This window comes from Pseudarthrobacter sp. N5 (genome assembly GCF_050157035.1).
GTDB lineage: Bacteria > Actinomycetota > Actinomycetes > Actinomycetales > Micrococcaceae > Arthrobacter.
The window spans coordinates 1,289,902-1,311,443 of record NZ_CP189593.1 but is presented as its reverse complement, the minus strand read 5'-3'; the positions used below and the strand labels follow the sequence as shown (position 1 = coordinate 1,311,443).

General features: G+C 63.4%; 25 protein-coding genes and 2 pseudogenes. 9 read left to right on the top strand and 18 right to left on the bottom strand.

The annotated features are described in order from the left end of the window. Nucleotides 1–21 precede the first annotated feature (21 nt). Nucleotides 22–2,322, bottom strand: coding sequence for an FdhF/YdeP family oxidoreductase (locus tag ACQCST_RS06505; RefSeq protein WP_426998479.1), 2,301 nt, complete (start codon nucleotides 2,320–2,322; stop codon nucleotides 22–24). A gap of 55 nt (nucleotides 2,323–2,377) precedes the next feature. Continuing rightward, nucleotides 2,378–2,938 carry a YceI family protein gene (locus ACQCST_RS06500; RefSeq protein ID WP_426998478.1) on the bottom strand — a complete coding sequence of 187 codons (561 nt, stop codon included), beginning with the start codon at nucleotides 2,936–2,938 and terminating at the stop codon, nucleotides 2,378–2,380. 144 nt (nucleotides 2,939–3,082) lie between these two features. Between ACQCST_RS06500 and ACQCST_RS06495 the strand changes: the two genes are divergently transcribed. The 4 genes and pseudogenes from ACQCST_RS06495 to ACQCST_RS06480 all read left to right on the top strand — a co-directional run bounded on the left by ACQCST_RS06495 (nucleotide 3,083) and on the right by ACQCST_RS06480 (nucleotide 6,237). Then, the gene (locus tag ACQCST_RS06495) at nucleotides 3,083–3,835 is read left to right on the top strand and encodes an ArsR/SmtB family transcription factor (protein ID WP_426998477.1); all 753 of its coding nucleotides are present in this window, start codon (nucleotides 3,083–3,085) and stop codon (nucleotides 3,833–3,835) included. Between the two features lie 35 nt (nucleotides 3,836–3,870). After that, nucleotides 3,871–4,307, top strand: a pseudogene (locus ACQCST_RS06490) (glycoside hydrolase family 3 N-terminal domain-containing protein); the annotation flags it as partial. 562 nt (nucleotides 4,308–4,869) lie between these two features. Then, nucleotides 4,870–5,376, top strand: a complete 507-nt coding sequence (locus ACQCST_RS06485) for a GNAT family N-acetyltransferase (protein ID WP_426998476.1) — start codon at nucleotides 4,870–4,872, stop codon at nucleotides 5,374–5,376. Nucleotides 5,377–5,769: 393 nt separating this feature from the next. Next, the gene (locus tag ACQCST_RS06480) at nucleotides 5,770–6,237 is read left to right on the top strand and encodes an SRPBCC family protein (RefSeq protein ID WP_426998475.1); all 468 of its coding nucleotides are present in this window, start codon (nucleotides 5,770–5,772) and stop codon (nucleotides 6,235–6,237) included. A gap of 123 nt (nucleotides 6,238–6,360) precedes the next feature. Here the strand turns inward: ACQCST_RS06480 and ACQCST_RS06475 are convergent. Together ACQCST_RS06475 and ACQCST_RS06470 are read right to left on the bottom strand one after the other, a co-directional pair. Beyond that, nucleotides 6,361–6,828: pseudogene (locus tag ACQCST_RS06475) on the bottom strand (recombinase family protein); the annotation flags it as partial. 89 nt (nucleotides 6,829–6,917) lie between these two features. Then, on the bottom strand, nucleotides 6,918–7,511 hold the full coding sequence (locus ACQCST_RS06470) for a TetR/AcrR family transcriptional regulator (RefSeq protein ID WP_426998474.1): 594 nt from the start codon (nucleotides 7,509–7,511) through the stop codon (nucleotides 6,918–6,920). A gap of 96 nt (nucleotides 7,512–7,607) precedes the next feature. On the opposite strand from ACQCST_RS06470, the gene ACQCST_RS06465 reads away from it, so the two are divergent. Continuing rightward, on the top strand, nucleotides 7,608–8,687 hold the full coding sequence (locus ACQCST_RS06465) for a hypothetical protein (RefSeq protein WP_426998473.1): 1,080 nt from the start codon (nucleotides 7,608–7,610) through the stop codon (nucleotides 8,685–8,687). Between the two features lie 34 nt (nucleotides 8,688–8,721). Next, complete coding sequence (locus ACQCST_RS06460; protein WP_426998472.1) at nucleotides 8,722–8,850, top strand: hypothetical protein; 129 nt, start codon at nucleotides 8,722–8,724, stop codon at nucleotides 8,848–8,850. Nucleotides 8,851–8,897: 47 nt separating this feature from the next. Here the strand turns inward: ACQCST_RS06460 and ACQCST_RS06455 are convergent, their stop codons facing one another. The 6 genes from ACQCST_RS06455 to ACQCST_RS06430 all read right to left on the bottom strand — a co-directional run bounded on the left by ACQCST_RS06455 (nucleotide 8,898) and on the right by ACQCST_RS06430 (nucleotide 14,141). Further along, nucleotides 8,898–9,281, bottom strand: coding sequence for a nuclear transport factor 2 family protein (locus ACQCST_RS06455; protein WP_426998471.1), 384 nt, complete (start codon nucleotides 9,279–9,281; stop codon nucleotides 8,898–8,900). A 178-nt stretch (nucleotides 9,282–9,459) separates the two neighbouring features. Continuing rightward, nucleotides 9,460–10,029, bottom strand: coding sequence for an MFS transporter (locus ACQCST_RS06450; protein ID WP_426998470.1), 570 nt, complete (start codon nucleotides 10,027–10,029; stop codon nucleotides 9,460–9,462). 445 nt (nucleotides 10,030–10,474) lie between these two features. Next, nucleotides 10,475–10,621 carry a hypothetical protein gene (locus ACQCST_RS06445; protein WP_426998469.1) on the bottom strand — a complete coding sequence of 49 codons (147 nt, stop codon included), beginning with the start codon at nucleotides 10,619–10,621 and terminating at the stop codon, nucleotides 10,475–10,477. Nucleotides 10,622–11,091: 470 nt separating this feature from the next. Further along, complete coding sequence (locus ACQCST_RS06440) at nucleotides 11,092–12,147, bottom strand: DNA polymerase IV (protein WP_426999093.1); 1,056 nt, start codon at nucleotides 12,145–12,147, stop codon at nucleotides 11,092–11,094. A 541-nt stretch (nucleotides 12,148–12,688) separates the two neighbouring features. Continuing rightward, nucleotides 12,689–13,630: a patatin-like phospholipase family protein gene (locus ACQCST_RS06435; protein ID WP_426998468.1), complete on the bottom strand. Its 942-nt coding sequence runs from the start codon at nucleotides 13,628–13,630 to the stop codon at nucleotides 12,689–12,691. A 289-nt stretch (nucleotides 13,631–13,919) separates the two neighbouring features. Further along, the gene (locus tag ACQCST_RS06430) at nucleotides 13,920–14,141 is read right to left on the bottom strand and encodes a hypothetical protein (protein WP_426998467.1); all 222 of its coding nucleotides are present in this window, start codon (nucleotides 14,139–14,141) and stop codon (nucleotides 13,920–13,922) included. On the opposite strand from ACQCST_RS06430, the gene ACQCST_RS06425 reads away from it, so the two are divergent. Continuing rightward, nucleotides 14,140–14,355: a hypothetical protein gene (locus ACQCST_RS06425; protein WP_426998466.1), complete on the top strand. Its 216-nt coding sequence runs from the start codon at nucleotides 14,140–14,142 to the stop codon at nucleotides 14,353–14,355. The genes ACQCST_RS06430 and ACQCST_RS06425 overlap by 2 nt on opposite strands. Before the next feature lie 98 nt (nucleotides 14,356–14,453). Here the strand turns inward: ACQCST_RS06425 and ACQCST_RS06420 are convergent, their stop codons facing one another. From ACQCST_RS06420 to ACQCST_RS06410, 3 genes are read right to left on the bottom strand one after another with little or no spacing between them, the layout of a single operon-like run. Next, nucleotides 14,454–14,861 (bottom strand): hypothetical protein, encoded by a 408-nt coding sequence (locus ACQCST_RS06420; protein ID WP_426998465.1) that lies wholly within the window; start codon nucleotides 14,859–14,861, stop codon nucleotides 14,454–14,456. Further along, nucleotides 14,858–15,427 carry a DUF2269 domain-containing protein gene (locus tag ACQCST_RS06415; protein WP_426998464.1) on the bottom strand — a complete coding sequence of 190 codons (570 nt, stop codon included), beginning with the start codon at nucleotides 15,425–15,427 and terminating at the stop codon, nucleotides 14,858–14,860. Before ACQCST_RS06415 ends, ACQCST_RS06420 begins: the two co-directional genes overlap by 4 nt. Before the next feature lie 5 nt (nucleotides 15,428–15,432). Further along, nucleotides 15,433–15,624 carry a hypothetical protein gene (locus ACQCST_RS06410; RefSeq protein ID WP_426998463.1) on the bottom strand — a complete coding sequence of 64 codons (192 nt, stop codon included), beginning with the start codon at nucleotides 15,622–15,624 and terminating at the stop codon, nucleotides 15,433–15,435. A gap of 115 nt (nucleotides 15,625–15,739) precedes the next feature. Here ACQCST_RS06410 and ACQCST_RS06405 point away from each other — a divergent pair, with 115 nt between their 5' ends. Further along, a complete protein-coding gene (locus tag ACQCST_RS06405; protein WP_426998462.1) occupies nucleotides 15,740–16,297 on the top strand; it encodes a TetR/AcrR family transcriptional regulator in 558 nt (185 codons plus the stop codon). A gap of 528 nt (nucleotides 16,298–16,825) precedes the next feature. Here ACQCST_RS06405 and ACQCST_RS06400 read toward each other — a convergent pair. The 5 genes from ACQCST_RS06400 to ACQCST_RS06380 form a co-directional block, all read right to left on the bottom strand. After that, nucleotides 16,826–17,959 (bottom strand): acyltransferase family protein, encoded by a 1,134-nt coding sequence (locus ACQCST_RS06400; RefSeq protein ID WP_426998461.1) that lies wholly within the window; start codon nucleotides 17,957–17,959, stop codon nucleotides 16,826–16,828. Nucleotides 17,960–18,309: 350 nt separating this feature from the next. Further along, nucleotides 18,310–18,741 carry a DUF309 domain-containing protein gene (locus tag ACQCST_RS06395; protein WP_426998460.1) on the bottom strand — a complete coding sequence of 144 codons (432 nt, stop codon included), beginning with the start codon at nucleotides 18,739–18,741 and terminating at the stop codon, nucleotides 18,310–18,312. A gap of 307 nt (nucleotides 18,742–19,048) precedes the next feature. Continuing rightward, a complete protein-coding gene (locus tag ACQCST_RS06390) occupies nucleotides 19,049–19,318 on the bottom strand; it encodes a hypothetical protein (RefSeq protein WP_426998459.1) in 270 nt (89 codons plus the stop codon). A 186-nt stretch (nucleotides 19,319–19,504) separates the two neighbouring features. After that, nucleotides 19,505–19,669: a hypothetical protein gene (locus ACQCST_RS06385; protein ID WP_426998458.1), complete on the bottom strand. Its 165-nt coding sequence runs from the start codon at nucleotides 19,667–19,669 to the stop codon at nucleotides 19,505–19,507. Continuing rightward, on the bottom strand, nucleotides 19,666–20,181 hold the full coding sequence (locus ACQCST_RS06380; RefSeq protein ID WP_426998457.1) for a hypothetical protein: 516 nt from the start codon (nucleotides 20,179–20,181) through the stop codon (nucleotides 19,666–19,668). The genes ACQCST_RS06385 and ACQCST_RS06380 overlap by 4 nt, the downstream gene beginning before the upstream one ends. 173 nt (nucleotides 20,182–20,354) lie before the next feature. Here ACQCST_RS06380 and ACQCST_RS06375 point away from each other — a divergent pair. Further along, a protein-coding gene (locus ACQCST_RS06375) for an IS3 family transposase (RefSeq protein ID WP_426995638.1) occupies nucleotides 20,355–21,538 on the top strand; the annotation gives its coding sequence in 2 pieces (ribosomal slippage) (nucleotides 20,355–20,616 and nucleotides 20,616–21,538; 1,185 coding nt in all). Nucleotides 21,539–21,542 lie beyond the last annotated feature (4 nt).

Here is a 21,542-nt window from a genome sequence, read left to right as displayed (position 1 = left end):
TCTGCATTGTGGCCGTCCTGCTCAGCCGGCCGGGCTCGGCACCAGCCGCACGATCACGGCCTTTGACGCCGGAGTGTGGCTTCCCTCCGCCACACTCTCCAGCGGAACCAGCACGTTTGCTTCCGGGTAGTAGGCCGCTGCGCAGCCGCGGGCCGTGGGATAGGAAACCACCCGGAGTTTCCTCAGCACCCGCTCCGCGTTGTCCTGGTACACGCCGTGGACATCCACGAACTGGCCATCGCTGAGACCGAGTTCGGCAAGGTCCTCGGGACTCACGAACACCACATTGCGGCCTTTCTTGATCCCCCGGTAGCGGTCGTTGTGTCCGTAGATGGTGGTGTTGTACTGGTCATGTGAGCGCATGCTTTGCAGGATCAGGGTCCGTGCCGGCCGCTCGATGTGCTCCAGCCGGTTGACTGTCAGCATGGCCTTGCCGGTGGGCGTGGGGAACGTCCGCGAATCCCTCGGTCCGTTGGCGAGGACAAAGCCGCCCTCCTGACGGATCCGCGCGTTGTAGTCTTCGCAGCCCGCCACCACCTGGGAGATGTGGTCCCGGATGAGGTCATAGTTCCTCTCGAAGCCGGCCCAGTCGGCCCGGATCCGGCCACCCACCACTGCGGAGGCCAGCCTGCTGACGATGGCAACCTCCGAAAGCAGGCCCGGCGCAACGGGTTCCACCTTCCCGTGTGATGCGTGAACCGCGCAGACGGTGTCCTCCACCGACACGAACTGCGGGCCGGACTCCTGCATGTCGATCTCGGTGCGTCCCATGGTGGGCAGGATCAGCGCCTCTTTGCCTGTCACCGTGTGCGAGCGGTTGAGCTTGGTGGAAATCTGGACCGTCAGCTCGGTGTTCTCCATCGCTGATTCCGCAACATGGGTGTCCGAAATGGCGGCCACAAGGTTGCCTCCCAGCGCCACGAAAACCTTGATCCCGCCGTCGCGCATTCTCCGAATAGTTTCCACGGCGTCGGCGCCGTGATCGCGTGGCGGGTCGAAACCGAATTCCTTGCCAAGGGAGTCCAAGAACGCGGGCGGCATCTGCTCCCAGATGCCCATGGTGCGGTCCCCCTGCACGTTGCTGTGCCCGCGGATTGGCGAGGCGCCGGCCCCGGGCTTGCCGATATTGCCACGCAGCAGCAGTAGGTTGATGATCTCCTTGATGGTGGCGACGCCTTTTTTCTGCTGCGTGATTCCCATGGCCCAGGTGATGATGACCTTCCCGGCCTTCAGATAGCGGGCGGCCAGCTGGTCGATCTCTTCGCGGCGCAGTCCGGTGGCCTGAAGCACCGCTTCTTCGTCCAATATCCCGAGGTGCGCCTTGAGCTCCGCCAGGCCTTCGCAGTGCTCCTGGAGGAAGTCATGGTCCAGCACGTTTCCGGGGTTCCGCGCCTCGGCCTCGAGCACCCGATTCGAGACCGCCTGAAGGAGAGCCATGTCTCCGCCGATCCGGATCTGCAGGTACTGGTCTGCGAGCTCCGTCCCGCGCCCGATGATTCCCTTGACCTTCTGCGGGTTCTTGTAGCGCATCAGCCCGGCTTCCGGCAGCGGATTGACGGCGACGATCTGGCATCCCGCCTCCTTGGCTTCTTCCAGCGCCGTAAGCATGCGGGGGTGGTTGCTGCCGGGGTTCTGGCCCATGATGATGATCAGCTCCGCTTTGGCGAAGTCATCATAGGAGATGGTGGCCTTGCCGACGCCGATGGTCTGGCCCATGCCCCAGCCGGAGGACTCGTGGCACATGTTGGAACAGTCCGGCAGGTTGTTGGTCCCATAGGCACGTACGAACAGCTGGTACAGGAATGCGGCCTCGTTGGACGTGCGCCCGCTCGTGTAGAAGGCTGCCTCATCCGGGCCGGCCAGGTTCTTTAGCTTGCGTGCCAGGATCGAGAATGCCTCGTCCCAGCTGACGGGCCGGTAGTGGTCCTCGCCGGCCGGCTTGTACACCGGTTCGGTGAGGCGCCCCTGCAACCCCAGCCAGTACTCGGACATCCCGCGCAGTTCGCTGACGCTGTGCTCGGCCCAGAACTCCGACGCGACCACCACCGGTGTGGCCTCCCAGGTGACGGCCTTGGCGCCCTGTTCGCAGAATTCGAAGGTCTTGCGGTGGCCGGGGTCCGGCCACGCGCAGCTCATGCAGTCGAAGCCGTCTTTCTGGTTCAGTCCCAGCAGCGTCTTCCCGGCCCGGCCAACGCCCATGTGCTTGAGTGCAGGCTGCATGGAGTGATAGACACCCGGAATTCCGGCAGCCCAGTCCTTGGGTTTCCCCACTTCAATGTTGTTTTCGTCAGCTTCTTCCACCGGCGGATTCTTGCGCGTCATGCTGCACTCTCCTCGACTCAGGGCCGCTACCGATATCCGGAATGGTCCGGGTGGCTCAGCTCGCCTCCGCCGCGGCCTTCTTCACAAGCGCCGCCTCGAGGTTGATCTTGACCTTGTCGCTGACGAGCAGTCCCCCGGCCTCCAGCGCCGCGTTCCAGGTCAGGCCGAATTCCTTGCGGCTGATGTCCGTTTCGGCCGAGAACCCGGCCCGGGTGGCGCCGAAGGGATCCACCGCCACGCCGGTGAATTCCACTTCCAATTCAACCGGCTTGGTGATGCCGCGGATGGTGAGATCGCCCGTGAGGGTGTAGTCCTCGCCGTCGCCCTCCACGGCAGTGGCCTTGAAGGTCATCTCCGGGAACCGTTCGACGTCGAAGAAGTCCGCCCCGCGGACATGGGCATCCCGGTTGGCATCGCCGGAGTCGAAGCTGGCGGTCTTCACTGTGGCGTGCAGGGACGCGTCGGCCAGGGATTCGCGCACGCGGGCTTCAGCGGCGGCGTCCGTGAAGCGCCCGCGGACCTTGCTGATGCCGGCATGGCGCACCGTGAAACCGATCTCGCTGTGGGACATATCGAGCGTCCAGACGCCAGGGGTCAGGCCTGAGGGAAGAACCATTTCACATCTCCTAAGTGGACGAAAATCCGGTTAAACCGGTCCGTCTCCACACTCATTCAGCCCGTGCTGGAAGTCAAGGACTGGCTGCCATTCTTTGGTGCAGGCCATTGACATGTGACCAAATGGTCACCTATTATCGCCAGTATGGACACCGTGTTCAAAGCGCTGGCAGACCCCACCCGCAGGGAACTGCTGGATGAACTCTTCACAGAAGACGGGCAGACCCTGACCGCGCTCCAAACGCGGTTCAGCATGACCCGGTTCGGGGTCATGAAGCACCTCAAGCTGCTGGAAGAAGCAGGCCTGGTGGTGACCCGCCGTCGGGGGCGTGAAAAGCTCCACTTCCTGAACCCTGTCCCCATCCGGCTCGTCCACGACCGCTGGGTGAGCAAATACGCAGAACCATGGGCCGCTGGACTCAGCGACCTCAAAACCAGATTGGAAAGTCCCATGGAAAAGATCTTCGAAATCTATATCAAGACCACCCCCGAACGGCTCTGGGAAGCCATCACGGACAGTGAGATCCGCAGCAAATACCAGTTCGGGAACACCATGAGCTCCGACTGGGTCCCGGGCGGGCATTTCGAAATGAGCAACCCGAAAGCCGGTGCCGTTCTGGGCGAGGGCGAGAACCTGGAAGTCGATCCGCCCCGGAAGCTGGTCCAGACCATGCGCGCCCTCTGGGACGACGATGTCAAGGCCGAAGGCACCTCGCGCATCACCTGGGAAATCGAACCCGTGGGCGACTCCTGCCACCTGACCGTCACGCACGACCAGCTCCGCGAAGGCGCCAACGACCAGCTCTTCGGCGGCTGGCCCATGATCCTCTCCGGCCTGAAGACCTGGCTGGAGACCGGCGAGAAACTCACCACGCCGGGCTCGCTGATGTACACCTGACGGAAACCGCCCCACCAAGCCGGGCGCCGCCGTCGGCCACGCTCAAGCACTTTGTGGGCTACTCGGCCTCCCGCGCGGGCGGCAACCACGCGCCGGTGTCCAGGGGACCGCGGGAGCTCGCGGACGTGATGCTTCCCCCGTTCGAGATGGCAATCAAGCACGGCGGCGCCCGTTCCGTCATGCACGCCTACACCGACGGCGTTCCCGCCGCCGCCAACCGCGCCCTCCTCACCACCCTGCTCAGGGACGAATGGGGTTTCGCAGGCACCATGGTGGCGGACTACTTCGGCGTCTCCTTCCTGCAGCTCACCCACGGGGTGGCTGCCGACGCCGGCGATGCCGCAGCGCTGGCACTCGAGGCGGGGGCGACGTCGAACTTCCCACCGTGAACTGTTTCGGTGAGGCCCTGCTCCAGCGGGTCCGCGACGGCAAAGTGCCCGAAGAACTGATTGACCGCGCGCTGCGCAGGGTGCAGTTCAGACATGTGTAGCGGTGTCCCATATACGGTCGATATCTTTAGTCCCGCTCGTTCAACGACATGATGGCAGGGCGCGTCTGTTCTGGTCCGATAGTGAATTGGTGGTTCCCATCAGGCTGCTGATTGCCCATATACCATTCGGCTTGTGCGATCCGTTCGTCCTGGCCCGGGGTCGCTTCGCTGCCCGCGCCGGTAACCGCGATCATCACAGCGGCTCGGACTACACTTTCGGCATGAAACCTCGTGGAGTCCCGATGGCAGCAGTGCTGCTGGTCGTCATGGTTGTGGCGATCATCGCCGTTTGGGCTTGGATCGGCGACCGGCCAGGACCCCTTTAGAACCTTCCACCTCCACCGTCCCTCGGTTTTTCGTGGCGCCTCCCGTCAGCTGCCTCTTGGACGGAAGACGCCGCTGCATCCACAACGAAGCAACCGGAGGCTCAAACCCCTTTGAACTACATCAACGACGTCACCAGGAGGGCTTCGTTCTTAGGACCGCGGCGTAGAATGAACCATCAACTGAAGGTCCGCATCACCCCCGCAGGAAGCAGGCCCACATGAGCCCCTTCGTCACCCTGGCAGCCTCCACCGGACCACACGAGCCCGGATCGGCAGCTCTCCCCCGGCCCATCGCCGCGACGGACCTACCGGAACTCACACGGCTGATTCTCCACGCCGACACCACCGGCACGGCGCATCCGGGCACAGCGGATCCCGCCAACCGGCTCTCCGCCCACTTCACCGGCGGCCACGGCACGCTCATACGCGACGCCACGCTACTGGCAACCGATGCACAGGGCCGTATCACGGCCGCGATCGTGGTCACCGAACGCGCGTTCGGCGCCGGCGGGCACCGCACCGCGTTCATCGCGGAACTCTTCACCCACCCAGAACACCGCAGACAAGGCCTCGCCGAAAACCTCCTGCGAACAGCCATGCACAACCTGCACGCCAAGGGCCGCGATACTGTCGCCGTCACCCTGGACAGCAGCAACGCAGCAGCCATGGCCCTCTACCTGGCCATGGACTTCCGCCGATGGTCCCGGCAAACCGCTGACGGCTAAACATCGCCGACAATATCGAACCCCTCTTCGTTCGAATCAATCGCCCGACTGTCTCGCAACCCGAGGATTGAAAGTCATCTCGGTGAGACTGTTAGCCAGGATTGGCGGTTAAGTCGCAGCATTGGCAGTTCGGAGGCGGCGGCCCACCGGTTCCGACGTTCCGACTGGCCATAACTCCCGCCGGACAGCTTGTCCCAGGACTTTCTCGTTACGTACAAACATTCCGTGCCTTTGCGGTCGGGATCAGCATCTGGACAGCTGCCCTAGCCAGCCTCGAAAGCGCTATTCCATACCCATCCTCCAGCGTGCTCTTAAGCCGTACGATGGAGTCACATCAACCCGGAGACAGGGTCTCGTCCGGCGCCGAGTACGACGCCTGTCGGAGGAGGAGTCATGGTCAAATCTGCTGAGAGCGTCGTCATCGCCCGCACGGCAGCCGAGGTCTTCCAATATGTCGCTGACCTCCGCAACGAACCGAACTGGCATGTTGACATAGCCACGGTGCCTCCTGAGACCGATCCGGTTCCGGTCGTCGGTAAGACGTACGCCCTCAAATTCAAGCCCTTCTTGGGCAAGACCGACGGCACGTTCACGGCACTTAAGGTCGAGCCCGGCGCGCGCGTGGAGTATCGAGCCGACTTCGCCGGACTGCAGCCACGGATCACTTACACGGTCGAGCCGGCCGGGGAGGGCGCGCGGTTCACGCGAGGGGTCGAGATGCGACCCAGCGGGCTCAAGATGCTCATGACGCCGATGATGGCGTTCATGGTTCCGCGCCGAAATAAGGTTTTTGTCCAGAACCTCAAGCGTGCGCTGGAATCCGGAAAGTCGCTATCCGGAGTTCCACCACCACAACCCTGATGTACGGGAATCGTTCGTATTCGCTACTGCACGATCGTTCTGCCCTAACGAGTGTGGATTTGATCGCTCTTTGGCTGCGTTCTGTGATCGCTTGGTGTCGCCTTCAGGGAGGATGCGACGCGGCTAGTCCTTGAGTGCTCGCGACCGTCTATAAAACGTTGCTCGGGACATTCCGAGATCGCGGGCAACCTGCGCAGCGGGTTCGCCGCCTTCGACCAGGCGGACAGCGCTTCGAATCTGACTGTCGGTGATCCGGCGGGGTCGGCCGCCAAGGTCCTGTCCGGCTTCTCTGCGTTTGCTGATGGAGTCGGTGACGCGTTCGCGTTTGATCTCGTGTTCCATTTGCGCGAGAGCGGCCATGATCGTGAACAGCATCGACCCCATGGGTGTTGCGGTGTCGACGTCGCCACCGTCGAGGTTCAAGACGCGCAGGCCCGCGCCTCGACCGCGGAGTTCGTCAGCGAAGGCGAGCATGTTCTGGGTGGATCGCCCGAGCCGATCCAGCGTCGTGATGACGAGGGTGTCTCCGTCGATCAGCGCGTCGAGTGCTAGATCGAACTGGGGTCGTGAGGCTGGCGCCCCGGATACACCGTCATTAGCAGAGCCAACGCCCAGACCGCGAACCGGCATCGGATCAAGGCGCGCGCGATGGCCGCTGACGGATGGGGGCGTCCTGGGGGTCAGACCGGTGCGATGACGTCGAGCCCGGCGAGGTATTCCTCGGCGTCGAAGCCCGGTATTAGCGCGGATTGGACGATGAAGCCCTGGCAAGCCCCCAGCATGACCGCAGCGTACTTGCCCGCCCGGGCCGAAGCCTCCGAAGGCGTGAGCCCCCGGGACTGCGTGTACCAGGTGGTGAGGTAGCCGGCGAAGAATTTCTTGAGCCCGGTGACCGTTCCGGCCGTTAAACGGCCCAGGCCGGGATCGGTCATCGCCTCGGCCCAGACCTGGATGAGAAGACCGAGGTCGACGATGTCTTCACGGATGCCCCGCAGGAATGTCCTCAGCACCTCGTGGGGTTCCGGCAACGGATCGGAGGAGCGGACCGCGTCGATCTCGCCCAGAAGGCGGTCCAGGATTTCACGGACAGACGCCTCGATGAGTTCGTCCTTGCTCTTGAAGTGACCGTAGATGGCACCGGCCGACAGCCCGGACTCGGCAATGATGTCCGCCATCGAGGTCGCCTGGAACCCCTTCCGGCCAAAGCACCGCCGTGCCGCCGCGGCGATCTCCAGACGGCGCGCCAGGCGGTAAGCGTCGGTCACTCTCGGCATGCGTCCACCTCAAAAAGAATGGTTGTTCTTGACAGGATCCCCTTCAGCCACCCACTATAAAGAACAATCATTCGTTTTACTAGCCGGGAGACACTCATGTCGATCGTTCCCGCGGCCGTGCCGCACACCAAATGGTCGCGCGTCGTCCTCATCGCCATAGCGGCCGCGTCCATTGTCGGGGTGGTGCTGCTGGCCTTCACCTGGGCGGGCATCACGTCCTCGGCGAAGAACATCCCCCTGGCCGTCACCGGTCCTCCCGCGCAGGTCCAGGCAATGGAAAAGGCGTTGGAGGACAAGGCCGGCGGAACCTTCACGATCACCACGGTGGACAGCAGGGACGCGGCCACGGCCCTCATCCGCTCCCGGGACGCCTACGGCGCGGTGGTGCTGGGACAGGCCCCCGAGGTGCTCACCGCCTCCGCGAACGGCGCCGCGGTGAGCCAGATCCTCGCCGGCGTCGCCCAGCAGCTTCAGCTCCAGACCAACCAGGCCGCGGCGGCCGCCGCCGGGCCGGCGGCCGCCGCCGGGCACGCGGCACCGGTTGCCCCGAAGGTCACCTTGACCGACGTCGTCCCGTTGGCTGCGTCAGATGCGAAGGGCACCGGCCTGGCGCTGGCGGCCTTCCCGCTGGCCTTTGGCGGCATGATCGGCGGCATCCTCGTCTCACTGGTGGTGGTGGGTAACCTGCGCCGGCTGGGCGCCCTGGCGCTCTACTCGATCCTGGCGGGCGGCCTCATCGTGCTGGTGATGCAGGGGCTCTACGGCGTACTGCAGGGCAACGTCGTCCTCAACGGGTTGGGCGCCGGACTGGCGCTGCTGGGGACCAGTTCGTTCATCGTCGGCCTCAACGCCCTGATCGGCACGGCCGGCATCCCGATCGGAGCCGTGACGACCATGCTGATCGCGAACCCGATCTCTGCCGCCACCTCACCCATGCAGTTCCTGCCCGAGCCCTGGGGCGCCATCGGCCAATGGTTCGTCCCGGGCGCCTCGACCACTCTGCTGCGGGACCTATCCTATTTTCCTGACGCCAACGCGCTGTTCCCGTGGCTGGTCCTGGCCGGATGGACCCTCGCCGGGGTTGTGTTCACCATGGCCGGACACTTCCGCAACCAGGAGGTCGTCCACATCGGCGGCTCCCTCGACGCCGAACACACGCCGGCCACAGCGGCTTGAACTGCTGCCGCGGGTCACGACGTTACAGGACGAGGTGGCCAGCGTCCGTAAGAAGGCGGAGACCAGGCTGTACGCCGCCCTGGCGGGGGCGGTGACCGGCGAGCATGCCCTTGAGCTGGAGAAACTGCTGCAAGTGCCTGAGCGTACGTCTCCCGCGTTTTGAGTTATCCGGTGCTGTCCGGAGGAAGACCCGGTGCTGCGCACCGTTCTCTAAAACATGCCGTTCGAATTTGCGGCTTTCTCAGGGATGTCTTGGATGACGTCCCAGTGTTCGACTACTTTCCCATTTTCTAGGCGAAAGAAGTCCGCGATCGCCTTTCCTCGTTCCCCCGGATTCAATATTAGGTGGGGGTGGGTCGCGACTATATCGCCCTCGGCCATCACCCGCTTGATCTCTAATTGAAGTTGAGGGTAAGTACCGCGCAACCAATTGACGTAGCTCACAAAGGCAGCGGGTCCGTCTTCAGCGTCCGGGTTGTGCTGAACGTAACGATCACCGAAGTGCTCGCTCACGGCTCTCTCGGGATCACCACCTCCAAAGGCTGTTTGGCAGTAGTCGACGACCACGTTCTTGTTGCGTTCCAAGTCGGCCACGGGAGTCCTCTCAGGTGAATCGGGGGTCTCGACGAACTCCAGCCATTGTAGGACGGGGTTTGCCGAGAGCGGCAGTACTCGCGACGACTCTCTAACGGGTGGTGGGGCCGAGCACGCGACGACGGACTGCCTTCGGCGCATAGTGTTCAGGGTCCTCCAATCCCAAGAGAAGTCGTCTTCACGGATGACCGAACTCCTCTGCACAAGTCCCGCCGGCGTCCTCAGAGCGTCCCGCTGAGGGTTGCCTTGCGGACGCCCCATCGGCGATGCGCTCAACTTCAAGAGCTGAGCGCCTGAAGATTCTCCCGGCAATGACAACGCAGACACCGAGGATGAGTCCTCCTGCCAGAAACGGTGCAGGTAGGCCAAACCTGCCTGCCAGGACCCCGCCGAGCATGGCGCCGAGTGTGAGCCCGATCAGGCCGAGCACCTTGGACGACGCGTTGACTCGCCCGCGCAGGTGCTCCGGGACTAGCCGCTGCCGAATGGAGCTCACGCAGATTCCCCACACCTCAGCGTGTAATACGTAGGCGGCCAGGAGAAAGGCTGCCGCCCAAGGGACTTGCGTGAACGACAATCCGATCAGTGTGCTGCATCCCAGCGCCAGACTCCCCATGATTGTCCAGGCGTAGCCGACCAGTGACCGAAGCGGGGCTGCGAGGAATGAACCCGAGAGACCACCTAGCGCCGAGATCGCCAAGAGCACCCCGTAGCCCAGGGGAGTCGAGTCCCAAGGTCTGCTGCGCATACAGCACCAGGATCGAAAAGGGCATCATGTAGGCCACAATTGCGAATCCGCCCACGACGGCTATGCCGCTCAGGAGGCGGTGTCCGCGGAGCCAGGCTGCCCCATCAACCGCCTCGCGGAAAACCGAACGGCGAACCATCCTTGGGTCCGATGAAGATGACCGACCGTGCCGAGGTAGGGCCAGGAAGAACACACACGCAGCTGCGTACAACCCGCCTGTTGCGATGAGTGGCAGGGCCGCTGCAAGCGCGAACAAGAAGCCACCCACCGGCGGGCCGATGAATACATCCGCGACCAGCCGCGCCGCGGAGATCCCGCCTTTTGCCCGGTCCAGCTGAGCCAGGACAACCCCGCGAACAAGATTTGTGGCCCACAGGATGGTGCGTCGATCAAAGCGGTCGACGTATACCCCCACCGGTACGACAACGAGCAATCGAACAGCCGACTAGACGGCCGCGAGCCCCGCGATCAGAATTGCATCCGACGTCAACCCGGCAGCGAGCAGCGGGATCGAGATGAACGCGACCCCGTCAGCTAAGTTCGCTGAGGCGTTGCCTGCCCAGAGTGTCCAGAAACCTCGCCCGAGTGTCACCATGGAACACTATCGAAGGATAATAGCCAAGCTCCGCTATCGAGCAGAAGCATGGATGGTGGCGGCCCGGTGAGCGTTGGCTGACCGCTCCGGGCGTTCTCGTCGCCCAGATCGATCGCGAAGTCGTACCCGCCCGGTTCGTCGCGGATGTCCTCGACCTCGAAGAGCGGCTCTGGCTCCATGGTTTCGGCAGTGCTGCCTTCGGCTTCATTTAGATTTTCGACCAGCCGCCGCGCGTATGCGGCGATGCAGTTGTCCGGGGGCTCCCGGCGCCCAGGAGTTCAGCGGCCTGGTGCCCGACGGCGTCATCACGGTTATCCCCGGTGCCGTTCCGCGGCGCAGGCTAGGGCAAACGCTGCGGCGGGAGCGATGTACGACGTTGGCACCGGGCTTGCCACCGGCGCACTGGACATCTACGACCGTTTCAGCGAAGCGATTCATCCGCGCTGGTAAGGAAGGCAGCGACGCCGTCACCAACCGCCGCGCGTCGGCGTATGTCCCTTTCGGGCATCGTCGGGCATTGCCATTTCGGCCCGCAGGCCTAGGAGTCGGATCGGACGGCCCGCTTCGATTCCGGCTGCGAGGTCCAAGGCCCGCGCGAGGATTTCGTTCCGGTCGAATGTCTCGGGAATCTTCCTCGCGTGGGTCTTGGTGAAGAACGGCGCGTACCGAACCTTGAGAGTCAGCCCAACCACGGGCCGTCCTTCGGCCATAACATCCTCAAGGACACGCGCTGTCAGCTCCCTCACGGCGTCGTCCACCTGGGCAGGCTCGGTCAGGTCGCGCTGGAAGGTGGTCTCCCGGCTATGCCCGCGGGCAATCCACGGGGTGTCGTCCACAACGCTGGTGCCGTCCCCGCGTCCGAGCTCCGCGTACCAAGGACCCATCTTGGGGCCGAACTCCGGGACCAGGTCTCGGGGGTCGGACGCGGCGAGCTCGGCGACTGTGTTGATGCCGAGTTTGGCCAGCCGGCCCGACACTTTGGTTCCGACGCCCCACAGGTCCTTGGTGGGCCGACTGCCCATGACGTCGAGCCAGTTCCCGGAAGTGAGACGGAAGACGCCGGCCGGCTTGCCGAAACCGGTGGCGACCTTGGCTCGGACCAGGGTGTCGCCGATGCCCACGCTGCAATGCAGCTGCGTTCGCTCCAGGACTGCGGCCTGCACCTGCCGGGCGTAGGCTTCCGGATTCTCTGTCTCAGTGCCTACAAAGGCTTCATCCCAACCCAGCACCTGCACGGTGGCGCCGGGCTGCGCGCGCAGGGTAGCCATCACCGTTTCAGACGCCGCGAGGTAAGCCTCCTGATCGACGGGCAGGATCACCGCGTCGGGCGCTTTCCGGGCCGCAATGCGTAAGGGCATTCCGGAACCCACGCCGAACGCTCTGGCTTCGTAGGATGCGGTCGACACCACAGCTCGTTCCGTGGGGTCGCCCCGACCGCCGACAATGATCGGCTTGCCCGCAAGCTCAGGCCGCCGGAGCACTTCGACCGCCGCGATGAACTGGTCGAGATCGATGTGCAGCACCCACCGGATTCCGCTCACACCACCAGTCTGCCCTAAACATCCCTGGCAAGCATCGGCTCTCCACCGAGCTTGGCCGCGGAGCCTGCGGCCTCCTGACCTTGCCGGGGCCAAAATCGTACCGCTCAGGGTTCCGCCTACGGGCACCCCGCAAGCGGACGACCACCCGCCAGCACGGCTCAAGGAATTCGGCGAGACGCCGTCCGCGGAAGTCCTCGCCGAGCTAGTCTCGAACCCAATAAATAAATCCGGTGTTGCAGGCACCACTTGAATTCGCCACGTATGGGATACGAGGCACAAGAGTTACGAGATACTTCAGCGTCTGGTGCAGACGGATAACGGGTGATTACGACAAGACTATTCATTGGCTTCGATTTAGGAAACCAATGATGAAACGGCTACCACTTCCCCCAGAGGCCACTTCCGCCGATCCATCAGGCGTTTTTCCTGGCAGAAGCCGTTTCCCCCGCTACGCCGCAGTTGCACGAAAAGGTGAGCCGAATGCTGGCGCTGACGCCTACCGAGTCGGCTGGTTTCGTAGGCGTCAGCGCCAGAATTCGGTGAGCTGCTCGGCGAGGGCTCTGCCTTGGTCGTATCCGGCTCGGGCGGCGGGCGGACGCGTCGACAGATCCATCACATTGGCGCCGAATGCGGTGCGCGAGTTGCTATCTGGGAAGATCGTTTCGACTCTGCTGCCGCGTGCGTGTAGTTCGTCGACCTGCGTTGCGAGATGCATGCCCCAGTCCACCGGCGTCCGTGATCTGCCACCGAATGGTGACAGCACCAGCACCCGTGCGTATCCGGCTGCCAGATCGGCATTGTCGGCGTTGGATCGGTAGCCGCCGTCGATGTATCGACTGCCTCCGATACTGTAGGCGAAGCCGCCGGCACAGCTGGCGGCCACGGCGTCCACCAGGTCGACCCCGCTGTGGCGGTCGAACACGACCGGCTCACCGGTATGGGCATCGACCGCCGTGATGAGCATCCGCCGCTGCGGCCAGAGCTGACTGGGAAGCCGAGCGGCGACGGTAGCGCGCCACTGCGTTTGCGCAGACCTGTGCGACGCCGCACCCGTCTCGAGCGCCCACGCACCCATTCTGCGGCGCATGTCGGCCGCATCCTCAGCGGCAGCGATGATTGCGCTCGTTGTCTCCATGTGGTTCGTCGCCGGTCTAATCGTGACAGGTCCACGGTCGGATCCGGCCGGTCCAGTCCGTGGCTGGGATGCAGCGGCGAGGATGTCGGCAAGCAGTTCGGCCGGGGTCGCGCTAGTTATTTGGGCCGCGGCCGTCGATCCGGCCGACGTCCCGATGGTCAGATCGGCCTCGGTCACATTCAACCCGGCCTCAAATAGACCGGCGATGACGCCGATCAGCCATGCATTGCCTGCCGATCCGCCACCGCCAAGGACCAACGCTGTACCGGAGGGGTGTTCGGAGACGTCGTGAGAGGTCGTCTCCGAGTTGTGCTGAAGTGAATGATTCATAGTCGTAGCTTTCTGGGAGTGCGTGCAGCGCTCCCCGCGACGGCTACGTCAGTCGCGCGATCGTGAACTCAAAGGAGCGCCCAGAGTGGACAGTGTGTGCATCGGGCTCACCTCCTCGAATCGTGCCACGTTCGCCGGAAAGTCTACCGGTTTGGGCTCGGTGTGCCAACCGACGTGCTCTGGTTCGACCTGCCCAAATCCGACCCACCCACCGCGCTCGACCCTCGGCTACCTCGATAGCGAGGCATCGCGCTGAGGATCGAGCGCGGCGACCACTATCGGGCCGGTCTTAGTGTGAAAACGGATAACGGTTTTCACCCGGAAGAAAAACCACCGCGGCGAGGCCTTCATCCGAGCGTGGCAACCTAAGCCCTCTTGTGTCGCAATAGGCGAGCAGCTCGTCATATCCCCCAACATTGGTTGGCGGAACCAAGGAGGAGCGGGCCTCATCCGGGGGCAACCCTGGCGGCAGGTTTTGTAGAGGTTCAGCGGAATCCTGCGGTTCGCTCATGGCGAAAGCTTACGGCTCACTTGAAGTCGCTGCTCCGCTGCTGCTTGCCGCCTCGGACCTGAAGGATGCAGCCATTTACGACCAGAGGCAGCGCAACCGGAAGCATCTCGAGTGCATCACGCTTCTCGGTCTGGTCTTGGGAGGCAGTGCGGTCGCAGATACGTCGTGGACACTTTCCACATCGGATGCGCCGCGCCTTCAAGGCACTAAATGAGACGGACTAAATATACCGACCGTTTTGGGTCCGAGAAGATGAAATTTCAGCCGGCTGGACCAGCCTTACAAAGGACGCGTGGGGAACGGTTCGATCACTTACGGCGCCCGATGCTGGTGTTGGTTCGCGTCGCCTGCCTCCTGAAGTCCGGCGGTCTTCGCGAGGTAGTTCCAGGCCGGGGTGTTCAGGGTGTGCCAGGCAGCGTGGGCTTCCCTTGCGGGGTGGGCAGCAGCTTTGGCGTCGCCCGCACTGAGCGCCGCGGCCAGCCGCCCGGCGGCGTCACTGAACGATTTCGCCTGCGGTTGGAGTTCGTCTGGCCAGGAAATGGAGGCGGCCGCGATCTGGGCAGCCCGTGCGCGGCTGGACCAAAACTCGTCGATGATGGGCGATTCTCCCCGGAGCGCCGTGTCGATGCCATGGAAGCCAGCGCTGTCGATGTGGGAAAGGACGGCGATCATGCCGGCAACTTGGGTGGCGGTTTCGCCTGGATTGCTGTTGAGGGTCATTGGATTCTCCCTTTGGGGTTGTGGTGCTTCTGCATTGCCTGGTCAGCATCGGTTGCGAGCTGGAGCACTCTGCGCTGCTTTCGTTGCCCGTACCGGGTCATGCCCCGCGGTTTGTAGATCGACAGCGCCGTGGCCACGAGCAAAACCAGCAGTGCGGCACCGGCCTGGACAGCGACCTGGATTCTCAGCCCGCGGAGATTGGCACCGGACAATGTCGTTCCTGCCGCAGCGTCTGCAACACCGCTAATCGGGCCCATGTGCACCAGCAAAACGACGGTGGCCAGGACGGTTATCAGGAGTTTAATCAGGACCCAGTAGTACCGGAACAAGCCCCAGGTGGTGCCCAGCGATGAGACAACCCCGGTGAACAACGATGCGAGAGCCAACGGGACAAGGACAAACCAGCCTATCAACCCCATCGCGAGATAGGCGGCCCGCACCACCTGAGCATCCGGGCTGGCCAGACCGGCGACGGCGAGAGCCAGGAAGGCAGCGACCCCGCCGAACCAGCCGACTGAGGAAAGGACATGTGCGGTGAGCGCGACCTTGCGGAGGCGGGGTGTCATGTTCCTCACGGCGCGTGGCCGCCCATGCCGCCGCCGGCCAGGTGACTGATGACAAACAATAGAACCAGGACGACGGCGATGATTCCAAACACTTTCACCCAGCGTGGTGCGCCGGCGAGCGGTCCGCGACGGCGCCTCGCTCCGGTGTCGGGGTGGGGGCTATCCTTGGTGTCGCGGTCAGGGGGCAAGTCAGCCATGGAGGTATCCTCTTCTGCCATGCGTGGTCTTTACTGCACTGGCACTACGTTATCGTGACACTCTGTCTTAATCAAGACAGAGTGTCACGCCGTCGCCGTCTCGTATACTGGGGTGGTGCCGAAGCTGTGGAACGAGACAATCGAGGCGCACCGCGGTGCGGTGCGGGAGGCGATCCTGGACGCCGCCGCGGTCCTGGTGTCTGAGCTTGGGCTGCTGTCGGTGAGCATGTCGCAGGTCGCCCAGGAGGCCGGTATCGGGCGCGCGACCCTCTACAAGTACTTCCCGAATGTCGAAGCAATACTTCTCGCCCGGCACGACCGCCAGGTTGCCGGCCACCTCGAACACCTCGCCGCGGTCACGGAGGCGGGAGGCGATGCGGGCCACCAGCTGGAGGCAGTGCTCCACATTCACGCCGTGATGACCTACGAGCACCACGATTCGGCCATGGCCGCGATCATGCACCACGACGGTGTCCGGCAACGACAAGATATATTCATTCAGGACGTGCTGCGTCGCGCCGCCGAATCCGGGGCTATCCGCGAGGACATGGCACCAGAGGAACTCGCAAGCTACTGTCTCCACGCCCTCACAGCGGCCGCAGAGTCGCCGTCGAGGGCAGCCGTGAATCGGCTCGTCCAACTTACGCTCGACAGCCTGCGGCCGAGGTCCTGAACCGCCGACCTGATCCGCATCGGCAGCCCCGGTTCGGAAAATGGTACAGCCGCTATCTCCAGCTCTACAGCAGGGTCGGCTTCGCACACGAATACCGTCCGCTCGCCCAGGAAGAACGGCATTTCGTCCTCGAACGCCGGGGGCACAAACTCGGACAGTCCCTGAACGAGGACGACTTCACGGATGCCCAGGCCATCGCCGCCGTCGCACGGATCACCCGAGGAAACTTCCGCCTCATCGACCGGCTCTTCGCCCAAGTCGGACGCGTCATGAAAATCACGGAACTCAACACCATCACCGACGACGTCATTGAGGCTGCACGCTCAACCCTCGTCATTGGAATCAGCTAACCCGCCAAACCGAGCTGTGAAAAAACCGCCATTCTGAACTTACAGTCACAACAAGCGCAGATCAGCGCCCGGTTTGTCCGATGGGGGACCGGCTTACGCCGAGGGAGCCGACCGTGGCCGGGCCACGGTCCTCCGTGATCCCAGGCGCGTCCTATGAGCTCGAGGATTCCCGTACTGATCATGGATCCCTTAGTCCGCAGGTGTTTTCCAGCCAGGCCTGGGCTGGGAAACAACGCCGCTGGCAGCCCCCCCGCTGGTCCGGATAGTACTTGTCGAAGCGATCGCGCGCGATGCGTCCCAGCCGTTCGGCTGTGTGCCAGCTGATGACTGCCAGTAGCAGGGTCAGCAGGATTGCCGACACAGCCACCAGCGGCGGCAGATCGGCTGTCGATCCGCCATTGAGCCAGAGAATTACGACATAGTTCCAGAGGTACACGGCGTAAGAAACTGTGCCCAGCCACTGCAACGCGCGCGTCCACTTCGGCATCACGCGGGTACGGGAGGCGGCCAGTACCACCAGGACGGCCGCGGCAGCCATGGCCAGCGGGCCTCCAACGAAGAAGAAGGCTGGCGTTTCGTTGGCCTTGGGGAAGAAGATCAGCGCGGCCAGGACAAGGATCGAGCCGAGCAGGGCCGCCAGTCTGCGCCGGTGGCCGGAGAACCAGCTGAACACACGGACCCTATATAGGCGCAGCGCCGAACCGACGATCAGCCCAAGACCCCACGTCGTCGGCAGCGCGTAGACCAGGGAGTGAAGTTGCGGAGCCAGGATCAGCATCGCCAGCACACTCGCCGTCATGAGGCAAAGGACGACGGCGGCAGACCAGCCAATCAGCCGTCCCTGACGGTTACTCCGCAGGGCGAACACCAGCAGTGGCGGCCAGATCAAGTAGAACTGTTCTTCCACCGCCAGCGTCCAGAGCGGACCGATGGCCAAGCTGACATCGAAAGGCAGCGGCATGTCTTTGAGGTAGCCGAAACCGGCGAGGAGGGTATAACCGATGATTCCCTTGGATCGATCCCCGAGGACGTCGGCCGTCAATTCAACGATGGCGTACACGCCAAGGAAGGAGATGAGGGCCGGCAACAGGCGGAAGGCCCGATGCGCATAAAAACGGCCGTAACGAATTTTGCGATGCCGTTCGACATCCCTGAGTAGTACGCCTGTGATCAGGTAACCGCTCAACACAAAGAAGACAATGACACCGACAATGCCGGCACCTTGAAATATCCCGGGCCAAGAATGTCCCAACAGAACGGCACCAACGGCAGCGCCACGAAGAACGTCCAGGCCGTCCAGCCTTGGGCGCACTGAAGTTTGCTGGGCGGCCGTCGCGACCGTTCCACCAACTAGCAACGTCACATAACCTCCGGAGCCTCTTTCAGCCCATATCCAACATCCGCTGAATCAAGGCAAAAACCGACCCTTGCCTGTTGACATGAATGTGATTGCAGGCACCAGTCCTGCGCCTTGTCCAAGTATCCCCGACTTGGCTGGACGAAACCTGACCCCGGCCAGCCCGATGATCCGGCCGCCAGCCCCACAGGCCCATTGCCGGTTCGCCTTCCCCTTATGGGGCAAGTTAATGGTCAAGCAAAACTCTCGGCAGTCCCGCGGAAATAGTGCCTCCGCCGCCTGCCGGGAGGATGCTGGTCGCCAGCTCAGTGGCCGGTGCGCATCCGATCACGTGCGCAACTCACAACGGCGGACAAGTCGAGCCCGTAGGTGGGCCCTTCGCCGGAAGCGTACTCCTCGAGTCGGGCCGCACCGCGCTCGAAGAGCCGGAGCGCGCCAACGCTGTTCCCCCGGGCGGCGTGGGTGAGCCCGACGCAGATCTGGGCGAGACCTTGCCAAAGGTTGCGTTCTTCGGCCGGCCCGGCTTTCCAGCGGGCCTCAAGTACCTCGTGGGCGGCGAAGGCCCGGCCAGCTTCCACCAGACTCCGGGCCGAGGCCAACGTCTGCGCCGGCGGCAGCGGCTCCTCCGAGACCGGCTCGACGCCAGGGCTTCCGTACGGCAGCGGCCGCCCGAGATTGTCACGTGGCCGGGCCTGCCGCGGGCGTCTTGAAGCATCGCGATCCCTGTCACCGGTCATTGCTGTTTCCGCCCTGAGCGTCCCTGGAAGTTACCAACCTTCATACACCCAATGCTAAGACCCGGCCCTTCGAACATCCGCTCCGCCGCAAAGGATGCCGTCGGGACGGCGGAAGCGAGAGAAGAAATGATCACCGCTGGTCGCGTCGCAGGGTGAGATCCTCTCCGGAGAATTCCGCTGTCCGGGAAACTCCGCGGTCACCCCGCTGGCACCGCGAACTTCTGCTCGAAGAACTTCAGCAACGGCCTGGAGTTCAGGCAGATCAGGTACACCACGGGGCCAGCGACACCCGCTTCTGCGCACCCAATCAGTACAGCGAGAGCCGGTAGATGTCCCGCACCCGGAAGGTGAACCGGGAGAGCAGCAGCAGGCCTGTCACGGCTGCGGTGCTCACCATGAGGCCCAGCCCCAGCAGGCCAATCCGCGCAGCCGCCTGCTCGGGGTTGCCGGGGTCAATGGATCCGGGCAGGTAATTGAGGTTGAAGACAATCAAGGCCAGCGCCACCAGAAAGGGCAGCCAGACCGCGAGCGCCTGCCGGAAATTGCTGCGGTGGCCCCGGATAAAGTGGCGGAACACGCCCGTCTCCTCGCCGGCCAGGAACCTGTTGAAGGCGTAGGCGGCTGCCGCCGTCGTACTTTCCTACAACTGAATCATCCCAAACAACAGCGCGGCCCCACAGGTGGACACCCGCGGGGCCGCGCCGGGCCATATACTCCAGCTACTTCTTGTCGGCGTATGCCTTGTAGGCCTTGTTCGCCAGATCTACGTACTTGGACCGGCCCTTGCCGTCCAGTTCCTTAACGTAGGCCCGAACTCGCTCAGGGGCCGCTGTCCGGTGATGAACCTGAGGGTGTTCTGCTTGACGTGGTCGTTCAGCGGCGTCTTGCTTTTCATGTCCTTCTGGAACTCCAGCTCCTCCTCGCTCATGGTGGACTGCAGCAGGTCGGTGGAGCCGCCGTAGGCGAAGTTGCCGCCGGAGAAGGCAAAGTCAACGCGGAGAACTCCTGGCCGGCGTCGCTGTAGAACAGCCAGTCGATGAACTGGATGAGTGCCACGAAGTTATCCTTCTTGGCCACGGAGGCGTTCAGCATGATGCCGTTCTCCAGGCGCGAACCGCCGATCAGGTCACCGGCAGGCCCGCCCGGAACGGTGATCTTGGAAATGGCGAGGTTGCCCTTGCCCAGTGACTGCTCCCTGGAGGTCCGGTAGGTGACGATGTTCTGCCAGTTGGTGCTGATCACAAAGGACTTGCCCGAGACGAACTTCTGGATGGCCGAATCGTCCGTCTGGATGAAGCTCTCCGGATCCATCAGCCCCTCGGACACCAGCGAGTTGAAGTAGGTGACCAGTGTCTTGAGCTGATCCGACGACGGGGCGAACGCGCACCGCCTGACGTTTTCGTCGAGCAGCAGGCCGTCCGCCAGACCCCAGCCGCTCACCGTCCCGAAGGCAGTGCCGGCGACGTTCAGCCCGGCGTTGCCGTTGAAGCGGTCCGAGAACGGTGTGACGCCCGGGTAGGCCTTCTTGAGGGCCCGCAGGGGATTGAGCTGCCGCGGAGTTCTCGGACAGTGGGCCCTCTTAAAATGGGGGTCTACTGAAAGTAGAGATCAGCATGACTGCAGCACGCCGGCGTTTCACCCAGGAGTTCAAAGACGAGTTGTGCCGTGAGGTGATCAACACGTCCAAGCCCATCAAGGACGTTGCCACCACATACGGTGTCGGCCCCGAGACTCTGCGCAATTGGCTGAACAAATACCGCGAGGCCAACGGCGGCACTGAGACGGACCTGACGGTCTCGGAGCGGGCCCGCCTGAAGGAGCTCGAGAGGGAAAATCAGGAGCTGCGCGCGGAGACTCTGTTCCTGAAAAAAGCAGCCGCTTACTTCGCGCGGGAGCAGCGGTAGTGAGCAAGTACGAATACATCGACTCCCAAAAGACTGAGCCCGCCAACCTGAATTCGGTCGTGAAAATGTGCCGCTGGTTGGGAGTCTCAACGTCCGGTTTCTACCACTGGCTGACGCGCCCGCAATCGGCGACTGCCACCCGGCGCAAGGCACTGATAGCGCGGATCCAGCACTATTTTGAGGAGTCCGAAGGAACGTACGGGTATCGCCGAATCCATGCCGACCTCGCGGCGGAACAGATTGAATGTTCGCCCGAGCTTGTGCGGCAGGTCATGCGCCAGGAGGGCCTCCTGGCCTGCCAGCCGCGGCCATTCCGGGCGACCACCGAGGCCGACGCGTTGGCCGCGGCCAACATGCCTGACCTCGTCAAGCGTGACTTCACCGCCACACGTCCCGGGGTGAAGTTCGTCGGCGACATCACTTACATCCACACCTGGCAGGGGTTCATTTACCTGGCCACCGTCATTGACTGCTACTCGAAGAAGGTCGTCGGCTGGTCGATCGCCGATCACATGCGCACTGAACTCGTGGCGGACGCCCTCAACAACGCCGCCGCAACGACCCTGATCGAGCCTGACGCGATCTGGCACTCGGACCGCGGCAGCGTGTATACCTCGGCCGGGTTTCGGGCCTTGGTGACCAGTCTGGGGATGCGCTCATCGATGGGCCGCACGGGCGTGTGTTGGGATAACAGTATGGCGGAATCTTTCTTCTCGATGCTCAAGAACGAGCGTGTTTACCGGACCGTTTACGCCACGAAATCACAAGCACGCAGTGACGTTATCCGCTACATCGAGGGATTTTACAATAGTCGGCGCCGACACTCAGCGCTCGGTTACCGACGGCCTAACGAAGTCCACTATGGTTATCAACAGCCAGCCCTGGCAGCGTAGAAGA